At 65.2% G+C, this 17,373-nt stretch carries 18 protein-coding genes and 1 riboswitch; of the genes, 15 read left to right on the plus strand and 3 right to left on the minus strand.

From position 1 onward, the window contains the following. Positions 1-22 precede the first annotated feature (22 nt). Positions 23-1,036, minus strand: a complete 1,014-nt coding sequence (locus ACZ48C_RS23620; RefSeq protein ID WP_464783182.1) for an SIS domain-containing protein — start codon at positions 1,034-1,036, stop codon at positions 23-25. A 196-nt stretch (positions 1,037-1,232) separates the two neighbouring features. Here ACZ48C_RS23620 and ACZ48C_RS23625 point away from each other — a divergent pair, with 196 nt between their 5' ends. From ACZ48C_RS23625 to fdhA, 11 genes are all read left to right on the plus strand, one after another. After that, positions 1,233-1,964: a GntR family transcriptional regulator gene (locus ACZ48C_RS23625; RefSeq protein ID WP_119255433.1), complete on the plus strand. Its 732-nt coding sequence runs from the start codon at positions 1,233-1,235 to the stop codon at positions 1,962-1,964. A 106-nt stretch (positions 1,965-2,070) separates the two neighbouring features. After that, positions 2,071-2,967: a CHAD domain-containing protein gene (locus ACZ48C_RS23630; RefSeq protein ID WP_464783183.1), complete on the plus strand. Its 897-nt coding sequence runs from the start codon at positions 2,071-2,073 to the stop codon at positions 2,965-2,967. Between the two features lie 132 nt (positions 2,968-3,099). Beyond that, positions 3,100-3,513, plus strand: coding sequence for a Rid family detoxifying hydrolase (locus tag ACZ48C_RS23635; protein WP_464783939.1), 414 nt, complete (start codon positions 3,100-3,102; stop codon positions 3,511-3,513). Positions 3,514-3,603: 90 nt separating this feature from the next. Next, positions 3,604-4,638, plus strand: coding sequence for a PLP-dependent cysteine synthase family protein (locus ACZ48C_RS23640; RefSeq protein WP_464783940.1), 1,035 nt, complete (start codon positions 3,604-3,606; stop codon positions 4,636-4,638). Positions 4,639-4,754: 116 nt separating this feature from the next. Then, the gene (locus ACZ48C_RS23645; RefSeq protein WP_464783184.1) at positions 4,755-5,984 is read left to right on the plus strand and encodes an aromatic ring-hydroxylating oxygenase subunit alpha; all 1,230 of its coding nucleotides are present in this window, start codon (positions 4,755-4,757) and stop codon (positions 5,982-5,984) included. A gap of 172 nt (positions 5,985-6,156) precedes the next feature. Further along, positions 6,157-7,014, plus strand: coding sequence for a methylenetetrahydrofolate reductase (locus ACZ48C_RS23650; RefSeq protein WP_318913231.1), 858 nt, complete (start codon positions 6,157-6,159; stop codon positions 7,012-7,014). 138 nt (positions 7,015-7,152) lie between these two features. Further along, positions 7,153-7,367: riboswitch (cobalamin riboswitch) on the plus strand. Between the two features lie 245 nt (positions 7,368-7,612). Continuing rightward, positions 7,613-7,834 (plus strand): glutaredoxin-like protein NrdH, encoded by a 222-nt coding sequence (gene nrdH / locus ACZ48C_RS23655; protein ID WP_119254306.1) that lies wholly within the window; start codon positions 7,613-7,615, stop codon positions 7,832-7,834. Positions 7,835-7,844: 10 nt separating this feature from the next. Beyond that, positions 7,845-8,243, plus strand: coding sequence for a class Ib ribonucleoside-diphosphate reductase assembly flavoprotein NrdI (gene nrdI, locus ACZ48C_RS23660; RefSeq protein ID WP_313192071.1), 399 nt, complete (start codon positions 7,845-7,847; stop codon positions 8,241-8,243). Then, a complete protein-coding gene (gene nrdE, locus ACZ48C_RS23665; protein ID WP_464783185.1) occupies positions 8,240-10,444 on the plus strand; it encodes a class 1b ribonucleoside-diphosphate reductase subunit alpha in 2,205 nt (734 codons plus the stop codon). The genes nrdI and nrdE overlap by 4 nt, the downstream gene beginning before the upstream one ends. Before the next feature lie 15 nt (positions 10,445-10,459). Next, entirely contained in the window at positions 10,460-11,449 is a 990-nt protein-coding gene (gene nrdF / locus ACZ48C_RS23670; RefSeq protein WP_464783186.1) for a class 1b ribonucleoside-diphosphate reductase subunit beta, read from the plus strand. A 326-nt stretch (positions 11,450-11,775) separates the two neighbouring features. Then, entirely contained in the window at positions 11,776-12,966 is a 1,191-nt protein-coding gene (fdhA, locus tag ACZ48C_RS23675; RefSeq protein WP_119254310.1) for a formaldehyde dehydrogenase, glutathione-independent, read from the plus strand. A gap of 46 nt (positions 12,967-13,012) precedes the next feature. Here the strand turns inward: fdhA and ACZ48C_RS23680 are convergent, their stop codons facing one another. Further along, entirely contained in the window at positions 13,013-13,636 is a 624-nt protein-coding gene (locus ACZ48C_RS23680) for a histidine phosphatase family protein (protein ID WP_464783187.1), read from the minus strand. Between the two features lie 207 nt (positions 13,637-13,843). Between ACZ48C_RS23680 and ACZ48C_RS23685 the strand changes: the two genes are divergently transcribed. The 3 genes from ACZ48C_RS23685 (at position 13,844) to ACZ48C_RS23695 (ending at position 15,464) form a co-directional block, all read left to right on the plus strand. Beyond that, complete coding sequence (locus tag ACZ48C_RS23685) at positions 13,844-14,053, plus strand: CbtB domain-containing protein (protein ID WP_119254312.1); 210 nt, start codon at positions 13,844-13,846, stop codon at positions 14,051-14,053. 9 nt (positions 14,054-14,062) lie between these two features. Beyond that, a complete protein-coding gene (locus ACZ48C_RS23690) occupies positions 14,063-14,815 on the plus strand; it encodes a CbtA family protein (protein WP_318913242.1) in 753 nt (250 codons plus the stop codon). Between the two features lie 64 nt (positions 14,816-14,879). Then, positions 14,880-15,464 (plus strand): hypothetical protein, encoded by a 585-nt coding sequence (locus ACZ48C_RS23695; protein ID WP_464783188.1) that lies wholly within the window; start codon positions 14,880-14,882, stop codon positions 15,462-15,464. Here ACZ48C_RS23695 and prmB read toward each other — a convergent pair. Then, entirely contained in the window at positions 15,451-16,374 is a 924-nt protein-coding gene (gene prmB / locus ACZ48C_RS23700) for a 50S ribosomal protein L3 N(5)-glutamine methyltransferase (protein WP_464783189.1), read from the minus strand. The two genes, ACZ48C_RS23695 and prmB, sit on opposite strands and share 14 nt — an antisense overlap. An 88-nt stretch (positions 16,375-16,462) precedes the next feature. On the opposite strand from prmB, the gene ACZ48C_RS23705 reads away from it, so the two are divergent. Beyond that, positions 16,463-17,272 (plus strand): pseudouridine synthase, encoded by an 810-nt coding sequence (locus tag ACZ48C_RS23705; protein WP_464783190.1) that lies wholly within the window; start codon positions 16,463-16,465, stop codon positions 17,270-17,272. Positions 17,273-17,373 lie beyond the last annotated feature (101 nt).

A 17,373-nucleotide genomic window follows, 5' to 3' on the forward strand; every position in this document is an offset into this window, starting at 1 on the left:
GGCCGGGCGCCGGGCCGCTATATCAGTAGGCGACGCGCTTGTAGTAGCGGCGCGTGGTCAGCGGATGGTTGCGCATGACTTCCAGATGGGCGCTGATGCGCTCCAGGACGGTGGCGAGCAGCACCGGCGAGACGAGCCCGCGCACCTCGGGGGAGATGCCCGGCAGGTCGAATTCGGCGGTGTCGAGCACGGTGAGCTTGTCGGTATAGCCCGGCGCGAAGTTCTGTACGCGCTCGGCGAGCGGGCGCAGGGCATCCTCACCCTTGAAGAGGATGACGCTGACGCCCTTTTCCACCAGCTCCAGCGTGCCGTGGAAGAAGTCGGAGGCGTGCACGGGGCGGGTGCGGATCCACTGCATCTCTTCCAGAATGCACATGCCGTAGTAGAAGGCTTCCGGCCAGACATTCCCGGCGCCGGTGACGATGTGGTAGTCGGAGCCGGCCAGCACCTTCGCGAAGGCTTCCGCCTTCGGCTCGTAGGCGCGCTTCACCTCCAGCAGGAGTTCCGGCATGCGGGCGAGCTCGGCGACGATCTCGTCGTGGTTCTCGACCTCGCCGCGATGCTTCAGGATGGCGAGCGCGATGAAGAGGGACTGCAGGTAGAAGGATTCGCAGGACGTGTCGTCCTCGGCGAAGTTCACGAAGACATGGTCCCCGCCCTTGCCGAGAGGCGTTTCCTCATGGCCGACCAGCGTGAGGACGGTCGCGCCGGTTTCCTTGAGCATGGCGAGGAGGGCGACGCTCTCCTTCGTCGTGCCGGAGAGCGAGGGCATGACGACGATCGACTTTTCCGTCAGGTTCGCCGAGCCGGTGAGGGCGAGTTCCGCCGGCATGTCGATGAAGGCGGGAAAGCGCGAGCGGCGCTGCAGAAGCTGGGCCGCCGGTTGCATCAGAATCGCCGCGCCGCCGGTGCCGAGGAAGAAGATGTTCTCCGCACCCGCGGCAAGGCAGGACCCGATCACCGTCTCCAGCCGCTTCTGCAGCCCGACGGCGCCCGACTGGATGCGAAGGAACCTCTGTTCGTCAAAATTCAGCATGTCTGCCCCCGAATAGGAATGAAAGATAGTTGTAAGACAACTGACATCGTGGAGAGATCGTGTCAAGCCGGGTCGCGGAGAGGAAATGCCGGAAGAGCACCATATCGCGCAGGTATGCCGGGAAACGCTTAGCGCTTGACCACCCAGGATTTGTCAGACAAGAAAAGCGAAGAACAATCAATCAACGAGGCATGCGGTGGACGAACCCCTTCGCGATTCGCGCACGCTCGCCGTCCAGCTCAGGGACCGGATCGCCGATCTCATCCGCGAGGAGGGGCTGAAGCCGGGCGACAAGCTGCCGACCGAGGCGCAGCTCACTCAGCGCTTCCACATTTCGCGGCCGGCGCTGCGCGAGGCGCTGAAGCTTCTCGAGCAGGACGACGTGATCTATGTCGAGCATGGCCGCGGCCGCTTCGTCTCGGCGCTCGCCGCCGTCCAGGTCGACCGGCCGATCACCGTCTTCGAGAGCGTCACCGACATGGCGCGCCATTACGGCTACCGCACGCTCAACAAGGTGCTCTCCATCGCCGAGGAAGCGCCGGACAAGCGGGTCGCCGAGAGCCTGCGGCTCGGGCCGGCCGACCGCGTGATCCGCATCGAGCGCATCCGCCTGCATGAAGACGAGCCGATCCTCTACTGCATCGACTACGTGCCGCGCAGCATCGTCGCCGGCCGCCTCTACGACATCGACTGGAGCGGCTCGCTGATGGCGCTTCTGGAAGAGCACGGCAACCGCCCGCGCATGTCGGCGGCGAGCGTTTCCTCCGTGATGCTGCCGGACGACGTGGTCGAGCGCCACGACCTGCGCGATTTCGGCCCGGCGCTGCTCATCACCGAGACCTGTTTCAACGCGGCGGGCGAGCCGGTGAACTATGCCATCGATTATCACCGCGGCAGCCATTTCTCGTTCAGCCTGACGCGGAAATGAGACCATAGGCCCTTGCCGGTTCCGTGCGGCTTTCGACTTCAGCAAGCATCCCGGCAGGAAACATGCTATCGGCGAAGCGAACCGATATTTGCCGAAAGACGCCCGCATGATCCTTCGTCTCGATCCTTCCATGCTGTCGGCCGCGCAGTTGCGCGGCGGCGCTGAAAAGGCGCTGGACGATATTGTCGTCCTCCTTACCGAGCAGCCGGGCGGCCTGCACCATGCCGTGCACGAGGCCCGGCGGGCCCTCAAGCGCCTTCGCGCCTTCCACCGCCTTTTCGCGGAGGGAGATCCCGCCTTCTTCCGCCACCAGAATGCGCGCCTGCGTGATGTCGCCCGCCTCCTCGCCGAAGGGCGCGAAGTCGTCGCGCTGGCCGAGACGGGGGAGTGGCTGGTGACGGAGGCGCGCAAGCCCCAGGAGGCGGCGCTCTTCAAGCGGGTGGCCGCCGTCCTCGCCGCCCGGCGCGAGGCCATGGATCAGACCGCGCTCGAGGCCAACGTCGCGCAGGTCATCGCCGCCTGCCGAAAGATGCGGGGTGGTCTCACGGATTTCGACCTGCCGGACGGCCGGCGCAAGCTGGCGAAGATCGTGGCGCATGGCTGGAAGCGCATCCTCACGCGGGGCAACGGGGTGGTCCTGTCGGCTACCGGCGGCGGCAAGGGCTTTCACGAATTGCGCAAGAGCGCCCAGACCCTCAATGCCTGCCTCATTCTCCTGAGGCCGCTGTGGCCGCAGGCGATGCTCGCCCGGCAGGAAATGCTGCGCCCGATCATCGCGGCGCTCGGCCGCGAAAACGACCTTGCGGGCCTCGCCCTGCTGATGGAGCGTTCCCCGCAGGATTTCGGCGAGCCCATCGAGCAGGTCGTCCTGCAGCGGCTCATCGCGCAGCGGCGCGAGGCGCTCCAGCGCACGGCCCTGCAGCAGGCCGAAAGCGTCTTCGCCATCAATGCGAAAGAGGATGCGAGCCGCATCGCGCTCCTCTGGAAAACGCTGTCCCGCTGAGGCGAGCCGGGCTGCATGTCGCATGGCGAACACGAATATTCCCGGCCGCGGCATGCGCCCGCAGCGCGAACCTGTTATGGAAGGCTGCGCTTCGCGCATGAATTTCCATGGATGACCAGAACGGAGCTGACGATGGTTTCCACTTCCGATCTCAAGGCGGGCCTCAGCGCTGTGACCGCCGCCGATGCGCCGGCGGCCATCGGCCCCTATTCGCAGGCGATCGCCGTGAACGGCCTGCTCTTCGTCTCCGGCCAGCTGCCGATCGATCCGGCCACGGGCGCCTTCGCCTCCGACGATCCGGTCGAGCAGGCGCGGCAATGCCTGCGCAACATCGCCGCCATCGCCCGCGCCGCCGGCACGGATATCGCCCGCACCGTCAAGACCACCGTGCTCGTGCGCGACCTCTCGCGCTTTGCCGAGATCAACGCGGCCTATGGCGAGTTCTTCTGCGCCCCCTATCCCGCCCGCGCCACCTTCGAGGTCTCCGGCCTGCCGAAGGACGCGCAGGTGGAGATCGAGGCCGTCATCGCGCTCAAGGGGGAGTGAGGCATGAACAGTGCCGCAACCACGCTTGGCCCGGAACCGGTCTCCTCGCTCGATTGCGCCGACCGCGCCTGGGCGCGCGCGGCCATCGGCATGCTGGAGGGCGATGCCCGCCGCTCGGCCGATACCCACCTCGTCAATCCGGTCTTCAAGGGGCTGAAGGGCATCTCGGTCTATCTCAAGGACGAGAGCACCCATCCGACCGGCAGCCTGAAGCACCGGCTCGCCCGCTCGCTCTTCCTCTACGGCATCTGCAACGGCCGCATCTGCAAGGGCACCACGCTGGTCGAGGCCTCGTCGGGCTCGACGGCGGTTTCAGAGGCCTATTTCGCCAACCTGCTCGGCCTGCCCTTCATCGCCGTCATGCCGCGCAGCACCAGCCGCACGAAGATCGACGTCATCGAGCGCTTCGGCGGGCGCTGCGCCTTCGTCGACAAGCCGGGCGAGGTCTACGAGACGGCCGCGCGCATCGCGGCGGAGACGAAGGGACACTATCTCGACCAGTTCACCAATGCCGAGCGCGCCACCGACTGGCGCGGCAACAATAACATCGCCGAGAGCATCTTCGGCCAGATGGAGCGGGAAGCCCATCCGGTGCCGGCCTGGGTGATCATGGGGGCGGGGACCGGCGGCACCTCGGCGACCATCGGGCGCTATATCCGCTACCGCAACCTCGCCACGCGGCTCTGCGTGACGGATGTCGAGAACTCGGTGTTCTACGACGCCTGGAAGAGCGGCGACATGGAGACGACCTGCGCGACGCCGTCGCGCATCGAGGGGGTCGGCCGTCCTCGCGTCGAGCCGTCCTTCATCCCGACGGTCATCGACCACATGATCAAGGTGCCGGACGCAGCCTCCATCGCCGCCGCGCATGTGCTGTCCGACCGGCTGTTCCGCCGCGTCGGCGCCTCGACGGGCACGAACTTCTTCGGCCTCATCTCGATTGCCGACAGCATGATGAAGGAAGGCCGCGAAGGCTCGCTCGTCACGCTGATCTGCGACAGCGGCGACCGCTATTCCGGGACGTATTTCAATGCGGACTGGCTGGCGCAGAACGGCATCGACATCGCCCCCTGGTGCAGGGCCATCGAGACGTTCCTCGATACCGGGGTTCTCCAAGCGCCCTGAAGGGGGCAGGCCGCGTGATCGAACTTGTCGATTAATCGCGGCCTTCCCGCCATCTTGCCGGACTGAGGACGCCCCGGAATACTGGTTTACCGAACAGCCTGATAGGGTCGACCAGTATGGGACACATTGCCGAAGCCGTCATCGACGTCAACGCCGACCGCATCGATCGCCTCGTTGCGGAGCACCGGCCGGGGCACGGGCTCGCTCGCCCGTTCTACCATGACGCGGAGATCTACCAGCGCGACATGGAGCGGGTGTTCCGCCGCCACTGGCACTGCATCGCCCATGAGAGCGTGATCCCGAACGTCAACGATTTCGAGGTCTTCCGCATCGACAGCGAGCAGGTGATCGTCGCCCGCGCGGCCGACGGCTCCATCCATGCCATGCTCAATGTCTGTCGCCATCGCGGGGCGGAGGTCTGCACGAAGCAGAAGGGCAATGCCCGGGTCTTCGTCTGTCCCTACCATGCCTGGACCTACGGCAACGACGGCAGCCTCAAGGCCGCGCGCCTGATGCCGAAGGAATTCGACCGCGGCGAGCATGGCCTGCGCAAGATTCATGTCCGCGTCGTCGAGGGACTGATCTTCATCTGTTTCGCCGAGACGCCGCTCGATTTTTCCGAGGTCGAGAACCTGCTGCACGCCACCTGCGGCCAGTATGGCTGGGCGAGCGCCCGCGTCGCCCACCGCGAGAGCTATCCTGTCGCCGCCAACTGGAAGCTGGCGGTCGAGAACTATGTCGAATGCTATCATTGCGGCCCCGCGCATCCGGAATATTCCCAGACCCACGCGCTGGAGCAGCCGCTGCACATGATCGAGGCGCTGAACGAGGCGATGGAGGCGCGCACCTGCGCGCTCGGCATCGAGGTCGGCTCGGGCAACCACTGGCAGACCTCGCGCGAGGGCCGCGAGGCGATCCACGCCTTCCGCTATGCGCTCTATGACGGGGTGCAGAGCGGCAGCGAGGACGGCAAGGCGGTCGCCCCGCTGATGGGCCGCTTCAGCGACTTCGACGGCGGCGTGACCTCCATCCATCTCGGCGGCACGACCTTCCTCGTCTGCTATCCCGACCACGGCATGATCTACCGCTTCATCCCGAAATCGGCGGAGAGCTGCGAGATGGAGCTGATCTGGCTCGTCGACGGCAAGGCGGAGGCGGGCAGGGACTACGACCTCGCCAAGCTCACCTGGCTGTGGAAGGTGACGACCGAGGAGGACAAGGCGATCATCGAGCACACGGCGCGCGGCGTGCGGTCGCACTATTTCGTGCCCGGCCCCATCGCGCCGATGGAGCATAACGAGCTGCGCTATATCGGCTGGTATCTCGACGAGATCGGCCGGGCCTGAAAGGCTGCGCCTTCTTGACGCGACAGGGCCCCGCCTCTTCGGCGGGGCTTGCCGTTTCGCCCTTCCACGATACTTTTGCGCAAGCCGTCAAGCGTATGACGCGTTGGATGCTGCGCCTTGCGGAAAAGGGCGTCATAGCAGGCCATTACTTTCAACGGGCATGAGCGTGAGAATGATCGGACAGGTGCGAACGGAAACGGGACGGCTTCCAGCCTCGATGGAAGCCCTGCCGAAACAGGTCCCGCCGGTCGCGGACCTCGTCACGCTGCTGCCGCGGGGTGTGCGGGTCTACCTGACGGATATCGGCGCGCCGGAGACCGAGGCGGAAACGCTGGCCGCCGCCCGCCGGCTGCATGAGGCCGGCTGCGTGCCGGTGCCGCATCTCGCCGCCCGGCGGATCGCCTCGCGGGATGCGCTGGAACGGCGCGTCGGTCGCCTGGCCGAAGAGGCGGGCGTCATGGACGTGCTGGTGATCGGCGGCGGCATCACGCCGCCGGCCGGGCCTTTCTCGTCCTCGCTCGACGTTCTGGAAACGGGCGTTCTCGACCGCTTCGGCATCCGGGACTTCGCCATTGCCGGCCATCCCGAGGGCAGCCCGGATTTCACCGATGCGGTCGCGCTGGAAGCGTTACGTCGCAAGCTGGATTTCGCCGAGCGGACGGATGCCCGCCTGCGCATCGTCACGCAGTTCGGCTTCGACGCGCAGAAGGCCATCGCCTGGGCGGACGGGCTGGTGCGCGCCGGCATCGACGTTCCGATCCATCTCGGCGTTGCGGGACCGGCCAAGATCACGACGCTCATCAAATACGGAACCATGTGCGGCATCGGAAACTCCCTCTCCGTCCTGACCCGGCATGGTGGCGGGCTCATGGCGCTTGCCGCCGGCTATTCGCCGGAAACGGTCGTCGGCCCCGTCGAGGAGCGCTGGCGCACGGCGATGCCGGGCCCCATCACGCAGATCCACGTCTTCCCCTTCGGCGGGCTGGACAAGTCGGCCGCATGGCTGCGCAAGCGCGGCTCTTGGTGCTAGGCAAAGGCACCGGTCGTGCGTGCCGGCCACAAGTCGATGGCGGTGAATGTGGAGGCGATTGCCGGGGACCCGCTCGCTGGTGCGCAATGAAACCGTGGAAAATCCACCATAGCCGTTGACGCATTTTTTACCTCGTCTACTATATCTTGTGTTCGAGGTTCCTTCGATTCGAAAGGATGGAAGGCTAAGACGGGAATCCGGGGCGGCCATGATGGCCGCGTCAATCCGGAGCTGCCCCCGCAACTGTAAGCGGCGAGCATTCGTTCGATGAGCCACTGGGGCGTATGCCTTGGGAAGGCGGACGGATGCCGCGACCCGCAAGCCAGGAGACCTGCCTCGAGCATGAACGTCCACGGGCGGGGTGTCCGGATGGCGAGCGTTGGGTTGTGCAGGATGCCGCCCGCCGTCTCCCCCGATCCCCCGCGAAATGCCTCGGGGTGAAGTCATGTCGATCGTGTTGCCAGTCCATCCGCGCGAGTAGGCGGCGCCCCGCGTCCGGCCGTCCGTAGACGGCCGCCCTTATCACCGAGAATTCATCGAACGGCCATCGGCGGATGGCCGGGCGATATCCCATGCCTGATCGAAAACGAGGAAAGCCATGTCCATTACCGTCTACTCCAAGCCCGCCTGCGTCCAGTGCACCGCGACCACCCGCGCGCTCGACCGCCAGGGCATCGACTATCATGTCGTCGACATTTCCGAGGATGCCGATGCCTATGCGCTCGTGCAGGGTCTCGGCTACCGCCAGGTCCCGGTCGTCATCGCCGGCGAGCAGCATTGGGCCGGCTTCCGCCCGGACATGATCAGCGCGCTCGCCTGAGGAAAAGGCGGTGGGGGACCTCGTCTATTTTTCCAGCCGGTCGGAGAACACCCGGCGCTTCGTGGAAAAGCTCGGGGTCGAGGCCCTGCGCCTGCCGCTCGATGCGGCCGGGGAAGCCCCGCAGGCGGACCGGCCCTTCGTGCTGGTTTCGCCGACCTATGGCGGGGGCGGGGAGAAGGGAGCGGTGCCCAAGCCCGTCATCCGCTTCCTCAACAATCCGCGCAACCGCAGCCTGATCCGCGGCGTCATCGCGGCGGGCAACACCAATTTCGGCGCCGGATATGCCGTCGCGGGAAACATCATCTCCGCGAAATGCGCGGTGCCGTTCCTCTACCGTTTCGAGCTGCTCGGCACGGATGAGGACGTCGACAATGTCAGACAGGGACTGGAACGATTTTGGACACGATGAACGCTTCGACGCCGCGGGATGCGAGCGAAAAACCGCCTCACGCTTTTTCTCATCCCGCGGGAGATAAGCCGGCGAAGGCCCCGGAGATCACCGCGCTGGATTACCACGCGCTGAACGCCATGCTGAACCTCTACGACGAGGAGGGGAAGATCCAGCTCGACAAGGACCGGCAGGCGGCCAAGCAGTATTTCCTCCAGCACGTCAACCAGAACACCGTCTTCTTCCATAATCTCAGGGAGAAGCTCGATTACCTCGTGACCGAGGGCTATTACGAGCAGGAGGTGCTGGACCAGTATTCCTTCAACTTCGTGCGCGACCTCTTCGACCACGCCTATGACAAGAAGTTCCGCTTCCCGACCTTCCTCGGCGCGTTCAAGTACTACACGTCCTATACGCTGAAGACCTTCGACGGAAAGCGCTATCTCGAACGCTACGAGGACCGCGTCTGCATGGTGGCGCTCGCTTTGGCGCGCGGCAACGAGCAGCTTGCCCGCGACCTCGTCGACGAGATCATCTCCGGCCGCTTCCAGCCCGCGACCCCCACTTTCCTCAATGCCGGCAAGAAGCAGCGCGGCGAGCTCGTCTCCTGCTTCCTCCTGCGCGTCGAGGACAACATGGAGAGCATCGGCCGCTCGATCAATTCGGCCCTGCAGCTTTCCAAGCGCGGCGGCGGCGTCGCGCTGTCGCTGACGAACCTTCGCGAGATGGGCGCCCCGATCAAGCAGATCGAGAACCAGTCGTCGGGCGTCATCCCGGTGATGAAGCTGCTGGAGGATAGTTTCTCCTACGCCAACCAGCTCGGCGCGCGGCAGGGGGCGGGGGCGGTCTACCTGCACGCTCACCACCCGGATATCATGCGCTTCCTCGACACCAAGCGCGAGAATGCCGACGAGAAGATCCGCATCAAGACGCTCTCGCTCGGCGTCGTCATCCCGGACATCACCTTCGAGCTCGCGAGGAACAACGAGGACATGTACCTCTTCTCGCCGCACGACGTGGAGCGAGTCTACGGCGTGCCCTTCACCGAGATATCGGTGAGCGAGAAGTATCGCGAGATGGTCGAGGACGGCCGCATCAAGAAGAAGAAGATCAAGGCGCGCGACTTCTTCCAGATCATCGCCGAGATCCAGTTCGAATCCGGCTATCCCTACATCATGTTCGAGGACACGGTGAACCGGGCGAACCCGATCTCAGGCCGCATCACCATGAGCAATCTCTGCTCGGAAATCCTCCAGGTGAGCGAGGCGAGCGAATTCAATGACGACCTCTCCTATGCCAAGATGGGCAAGGACATTTCCTGCAATCTCGGCTCGCTCAACATCGCCGCCGCGATGGACAGCTCCGATTTCGGCCGGACCATCGAGACTTCCATCCGCGCGCTGACAGCCGTTTCCGAGATGAGCCACATCTCCTCGGTGCCCTCGGTCGAGAAGGGCAATGACGACAGCCACGCCATCGGCCTCGGCCAGATGAACCTGCATGGCTATCTCGCCCGTGAACGCATCTTCTACGGTTCGCAAGAGGGTGTCGATTTCACCAATATCTATTTCTACACCGTGACCTATCACGCCATCCGCGCCTCCAACCGGCTGGCGGTAGAAAAGGGTGTCAGCTTCAAGGGCTTCGAGAATTCGAAATACGCTTCCGGCGAATATTTCGACAAATATACCGAGGCCGAATGGCTGCCGGCGACGGAGAAGGTGAGGGCGATCTTCGAGGAGGCCGGCATCCATATCCCGACGCAGGAAGACTGGCTGGAGCTGAAGACGGCCGTCATGGAAGGCGGGCTCTACAACCAGAATCTCCAGGCCGTGCCGCCGACCGGCTCGATCTCCTACATCAACCACTCGACCTCCTCGATCCATCCGATCGTTTCGAAAATCGAGATCCGGAAAGAGGGCAAGATCGGCCGCGTCTATTACCCGGCCGCCTTCATGACCAACGACAATCTCGACTACTACCAGGACGCCTACGAGATCGGACCGGAGAAGATCATCGACACCTATGCGGCGGCGACGCAGCATGTCGACCAGGGCCTGTCGCTGACGCTATTCTTCCGCGACACCGCGACGACGCGCGACATCAACCGGGCGCAGATCTACGCCTGGAAGAAGGGCATCAAGACCATCTACTACATCCGCCTTCGCCAGATGGCGCTGTCCGGCACGGAAGTGCAGGGCTGCGTCTCCTGCGCCCTCTGACCTCTGGGGACCAGAATGAACATCCAAGTGAAGACCAAGACCCCGAAGGCAGCGAGCGCCATCCGCGCCATCAACTGGAACCGCATCGAGGACGACAAGGACCTCGAGGTCTGGAACCGACTGACCGGCAATTTCTGGCTGCCGGAAAAGGTGCCGCTTTCCAACGACATCCCCTCCTGGGCGACCCTCAAGCCGGAAGAGCAGAAGCTCACCATCCGCGTCTTCACCGGCCTCACCCTGCTGGACACGATCCAGAACGGCGTCGGCGCGGTGCGGCTGATGGAGGATTCCGCCACGCCGCACGAGGAGGCGGTGCTCTCCAACATCTCCTTCATGGAGGCGGTGCATGCGCGCTCCTATTCCTCCATCTTCTCGACGCTGTGCCTGACGCCGGACGTCGACGACGCCTATCGCTGGTCGGAGGAGAACGAGTTCCTGCAAAGGAAGTCGGCGCTGATCATGGAGCAGTACGCCTCCGGCGATCCGTTGAAGAAGAAGGTCGCATCCGTCTTCCTGGAAAGCTTCCTGTTCTATTCCGGCTTCTACCTGCCGATGTACTGGTCGAGCCGCGCCAAGCTCACCAACACCGCCGACATGATCCGCCTCATCATCCGCGACGAGGCCGTGCACGGCTATTACATCGGCTACAAGTTCCAGCGGGCGATAGAGCGGCTAAGCGCGGAGAAGCAGCAGGAGATCAAGGATTTCGCCTTCGACCTGCTGCTGGAGCTCTACGACAACGAGACGCGCTATACCGAGGAACTCTACGACGGCGTCGGCCTTACCGAGGACGTCAAGAAGTTCCTGCACTACAATGCCAACAAGGCGCTGATGAACCTCGGCTACGAGGCGCTCTTCCCGCCGGAAGCCTGCAAGGTGAACCCGGCCATCCTCTCGGCCCTTTCGCCGAATGCCGACGAGAACCACGACTTCTTCTCCGGCTCCGGCTCGTCCTATGTCATCGGCAAGGCGGTCGCGACCGAGGATGAGGACTGGGATTTCTGAGCCTTCCGGGAGCCTCTTCCCGCGCTATCGAAACGGCCCCGCCTTTGCGGGGCCGTTTCCGTTTTCGGGACATCGAGACCGCCGCGGCGGCGTGTCGTTGCGGACACCGCTTATGTCGTATTTCCGAGCGTCATTTCGCCTGCCAAGTGGTTTGCTGCATGTGTTCAAGGTGCCGTCCCGCCCATGCCGGGGCCGATCGTCGGAAATCCCGCACCCGCCTTGAAGCGTGAGGCCCGGCCGATGGCCCGGCTGCGCGGCGTCCAGAGCACATCCTGCCCGCGGAGGAGCGGGCCGGTACCGGCGTTTAACGAAAAGGAGGAGATGATATGAGCAGGAACAGAGGCGTCGTCTACATGCGCCCCGGCAAGGTCGAGGTCCGCGACATCGACGATCCCAAGCTGGAGGCCCCGGATGGCCGCCGCATCGAGCACGGCGTGATCCTCAAGGTGATTTCCACGAATATCTGCGGCTCCGACCAGCACATGGTGCGCGGCCGCACGACGGCGATGCCGGGCCTCGTCCTCGGCCACGAGATCACCGGCGAGGTCATCGAGAAGGGCATCGACGTCGAGATGCTGCAGATCGGCGATATCGTCTCCGTGCCCTTCAACGTCGCCTGTGGCCGCTGCCGCTGCTGCAAGTCGCAGGATACCGGCGTCTGCCTCACGGTGAACCCGTCGCGCGCCGGCGGCGCTTACGGCTATGTCGACATGGGCGGCTGGATCGGCGGGCAGGCACGCTACGTCACGATCCCCTATGCCGACTTCAATCTCCTGAAGTTCCCCGACCGCGACAAGGCGATGTCGAAGATCCGCGACCTCACCATGCTCTCCGACATTCTGCCGACCGGCTTCCACGGCGCGGTGCGCGCGGGTGTCGGCGTCGGCTCGACGGTCTATGTGGCGGGTGCCGGCCCGGTCGGCCTTGCGGCCGCCGCTTCCGCGCGCATCCTCGGCGCGGCCGTGGTGATGATCGGCGACTTCAACAAGGATCGCCTGGCGCATGCGGCCAGGGTCGGCTTCGAGCCCATCGACCTTTCCAAGAGCGACAGGCTCGGCGACATGATCGCCGAGGTCGTCGGCACCAACGAGGTGGACAGCGCCATCGACGCCGTCGGCTTCGAGGCGCGCGGCCATTCGGGCGGCGAGCAGCCGGCCATCGTGCTCAACCAGATGATGGAGATCACCCGCGCCGCCGGCTCGATCGGCATTCCGGGCCTCTACGTCACCGAGGATCCCGGCGCGGTGGACAATGCGGCCAAGCAGGGCAGCCTGTCATTGCGCTTCGGCCTCGGCTGGGCGAAGGCGCAGTCCTTCCACACGGGCCAGACGCCGGTGCTGAAGTACAACCGCCAGCTCATGCAGGCCATCCTGCATGACCGCCTGCCCATCGCCGACATCGTCAATGCCAAGATCATCGCGCTCGATGACGCCGTCCAGGGCTACGAGAGCTTCGACCAGGGCGCGGCGACCAAGTTCGTCCTCGACCCGCATGGCGACCTCCTGAAGGCCGCCTGAGGCAGGGCCCTTGCGCCGGCCGGCTTCCGGCCGGCGCAAAGCGGCATCATGAATCGCCTTCCGGCCCTGCGGGCGAGCCGAAGAACCGCAACGCCCAGCGCCGGCCGTCACTGGTGAGCGTCAGCATGCCGAGCGGCTCGACATCCGCCCGCCAGACGGCGGAGAGCGGCGCCCCGAGGACATGGGCGAGAACGATCTTGAGAATAAGGGCATGGGTGACGGCGAGGCGATGCCCGCCCGCGCCGTGCTGTTCCTCGAGCCATGCCGCGCAGCGCGCCCGTGCCTCCTCGATGCTTTCCCCGCCATGCGGCGCTGCGGCTGGATCGGCCATCCAGTGCTGGAGCCCGGAGGGGTCCTCGCCCGCGATATCCTCGAGGCTGCGGCCGCGCCATTGCCCGTGATCGACATCCCGCAGCGCCTCGCAGGGAACCGCCCTGGCGGAAAAGAGCGCGGCCGTTTCGCGGGCCGCGATCTCGGGCGCGTGGAGCACCGCTGCATAGGCCGGCAGCCGCCGGGCGAGGCGCCCGGCCTTCCCGGCTTCCTTCGGCAGCAGCGGCTCGTCGGCGGAGAACCGGGCGAGGCGATTGGCGGCGGTCGCGCCCCGGCAGAGCAGCGTGATACGGCTTGCCCGCACGCGCCGGATGTCGGCCTCTTCCGTTCCCTCGCTCACGATCGCTGTTCCTTTCGGCAAGAATGAAGCCCAGCGGGGCGGAACTTCGTTGACTCCCGCGAAACGCCCCTGATAGAATCCTATACCACCTTGGGAAGCCAGTGAAATTCTGGCGCGGTCGCGCCACTGTAATCGCCCCGGCGAAAGTCAGACCTCGAGGTGTATCCAGTTCTTGCCCACAAGCGAACGCGTATTCAGAGAGGGACCATGTCTGACATCACCTTGAGCGGCGGCACGGCCGTCACTCCCATTCCCGCAAGCCAGCTGTTTCCATGGGCGCTTTTCGGCGGCCTGCTGATGCTGCTTGCGCTCTACTTCGTCAGCACCGAGGAAGGCGCAGCCCGTCTTCTGTCCGGCCTTGAGGTCCACGAATTCGTGCATGACGGGCGTCATCTGCTCGGCTTCCCCTGCCATTGAGGTGTTGAAATGACTGGTCATCTTTTGCTGCGGGGCATGATCGCCGGCCTCGTCGCCGGTCTTGTCGCGTTCGGTTTTGCCCGGATCTACGGTGAACCCCAGGTCGATCGCGCCATCGCGTTCGAGGAACTGATGGCGGCGGCGGAAGCGCCGGCGGACGGCGCTGCCGAGGAACCCGAAGCCGTGAGCCGCGAGACGCAGGCCGGCCTCGGCCTCTTCACCGGCGTCGTCACCTACAGCGTGGCGATGGGCGGGATCTTCTCGCTGGTCTTCGCCGGCCTCTATGGCCGCGTCGGCCGCCTGAGCCCGCGTTCGCTGGCGCTGCTGCTCGGCTTCGCCGCCTTCGTCGCGCTCGTGGTCGTCCCCGACCTCAAATATCCGCCGAACCCGCCGGCCGTCGGCGATCCCGAAACCATTGGCGTGAGGACCGGGCTGTTCTTCGTCACGCTCGCCGCCTCGATCTTCGCGCTGGCGCTGGCCGTCGCCTTTGCCCGCCGGCTCGGCGAGCATCTGGGCCGCTGGAACGGCGCGATCGTCGCGGGCATCGCCTATGTGGTGTTCCTGACCATCGTCTTCCGCCTGCTTCCGGCGATCAACGAGGTTCCGGAGAACTTCCCGGCAACGGCGCTCTACGACTTCCGCCTGGCGACGATCTGCCTGCAGGTCACGCTCTGGACGGTCCTGTCGCTGGTCTTCGGCTATCTCGCCGAGAAGAGCCTCGTGCGCTCGGGCAATTACCGCGCGGTTCCGGCTGGCCTTTGATCGTTTGAACACGGGAATGCCGCGGCCTCCGCGGCATTCTCCAAGACGAGGGGAGGCCACCGCCTTGCGCCCGCTCCTTCTCCTGCTGTTTCTGGCCGTCCTCGGCGCGGAGGCGCATGCCCACGGCCGGCGCGCATCCTCTTCCGATATCACCGGCCTTGCCATTCCGAGCATGTCCCATGGCGCCCTGCTGGTGCTGGAGGATCATTTCGGCGCGATCCTTGCCCTCTCGGACCGGGCGAAGGAATCCGATCCCGTCTTCCGCAAGCTGAAGAACTATACCCGCATCCAGAACTACTATTGTCTCTGGGGAATGGCGCCCCGGGCGGTGGCGGACGAGGAGAGCCCGTTCAACGAGTGTTCCCACGCCTATCTGTCGGGCGCGCGGATGCTGCTTCTCCACATGCGCGACATGCCGAGCGTTTCCACGCCGGCGGGCGAGCTGGTCTCCCGCATCGATGCCGAAATGGTCGAGCGCGGCAGCGCCCTTGTCCAATGCGCCTATTCGGAAGAGCCATTTTATACCGGCGACTTCATCACGCCGCATTGGGAGAACGTGGCCGGGCATCGCCCGACCCTGTTCGCGGCCCTGTCGCCCGTCCTCGCGGTGCTGGGTCTTGTCGCCGGGCGGCGGGTCATCCGCCGCTGACGCCCAGCGCCTCGGCGGAAATCCAGAAGACGGCATCCTGGGATTCGGCCGTTTCCAGCCAGACGAAATCGAGATGCGGGAACTCCTCCTCGAGTATTTCCCGGCCCGAGCCGATCTCGCAGATCATGCCGCCCTCGGGGTTGAGGTAATCGGGCGCGTCCATGAGGATGCGGCGGACGAGGTCGAGCCCGTCCTCGCCGCCGTTATGCGCCATCTCCGGTTCGGCGCGGAATTCCGGCGGATAGCCGTCCAGCGCCTCATGGTCGACATAGGGTGGATTGGTGATGATAAGGTCGTAGCGGCGGCCGGCGAGCGGTGCGAAAAGGTCGCCCTCGAAGAGGCTCACCTGCCCGGCGACATCGTGTTCGGCCACGTTCAGTTCGGCGACCTCCAGCGCATCGGCCGAAAGGTCCACCGCATCCACCTCGGCCTGCGGGAAGAATTTTGCGGCAAGGACGGCAAGGCAGCCGGAGCCGGTGCAGATGTCGACGACGCTCGCGACGGCCATCGGGTCCGGCAGGAAGGACGAGCCGTGTTCGCCGAGATATTCGCTGAACAGGATCTCGCCGATATGCGAGCGCGGCACGATGACCCGCTCGTCGACATGGAAGCGCACGCCCTGGATATAGGCGCGGCCCGTGAGATAGGATGAAGGCTTGCGGGTGTTGACGCGCGCCTCGATGCGCTCGGCCAGCAGCCGGCGCTCGGCCGGCAGCAGGCGGGCGTCGAGGAAGGGATCGAGCGCGTCGATCGGCAGGTCGAGCGAATCCAGGAGCAGGAAGGCCGCGTCGTCGCCGGCCGTCGTCGTGCCGTGGCCGTAGCTGAGGTCGGCGGCGTTGAAACGGGAGATCGCATAGCGCCAGTAATCGCGCAGCGTCACGAGTTCGTGGGTAATGTCGTCCTTTGTCAACGGCGTCTCACTTCGGGCTTTGCGGATTTGGCTGGACGACCCCGGCTTTAGAATGGCAAGGGCCTTTGGGTCAACCAAGGACGGCGAGATGAAGGGCACCCGCAAGGCGCAGAAATCGAAAACCGGCCGTGAGGCCGGCCCGCCCGCGGGCGGAAAGCGGGTGACGTTGCCGCGCGCCCTCTCCAAGCTCGGCTTCTGTTCGCGCACGCAGGCCGAAGCGCTGGTCCGCGAGGGACGGGTGACGGTCGGCGGCCGCGTGACGACCGATACCGAAACCTGGGTCGACCTTTCCGACGCGGTGATCGCGGTGGACGGCAAGCGCGTCGCCGCCGAGGAACGCGTCTACCTGATGCTGAACAAGCCGCGCGGCCTCGTCACCACGCGGCATGACCCGGAGGGCCGACCGACGGTCTTCGATTGCCTGAAACACCTCGACCACGCCCATCTTTCCCCCGTCGGCCGCCTCGACAAGGCGAGCGAGGGGCTTTTGCTCTTCACCAACGACACGGAATTCGCCCAGGCGCTGCTCGACCCCGAAACCCATGTCGCCAAGACCTATCACGTCCAGATGGATCGCAAGGCCGACCGGGAGATGCTCGACGCCATGATGCGCGGCGTCAGCCATGACGGTGATCTGCTACGCGCCACGAAGGTGCGGACCGTGCGCGAAGGCGAGAGGAATTCCTGGATCGAGGTGGTGCTCGACGAGGGCAAGAACCGCCAGATCCGCCGCATGCTGGAGGCGCTGGGCATCGAATGCCTGCGGCTCCTGCGCGTCTCCATCGGCGATCTTGCGCTCGGCGATCTGGAGAAGGGAGCGGTGCGGACGCTGACGGAGGAGGAGGTGGCAAGCCTTCGCCGGCGCATCGCGGCAAGGCGGGCCGGCAGGCCCGGATAACATGAGCCTTTCGGCGAACATTACGGAAATATAATGATCCCAAGGGCTTCTCCTCGGGGGCTTCTGGTGCCACATGTCGATGAAAGGGACTTAAGAGGCAT

The organism is Shinella sp. 1A1 (genome assembly GCF_055379515.1).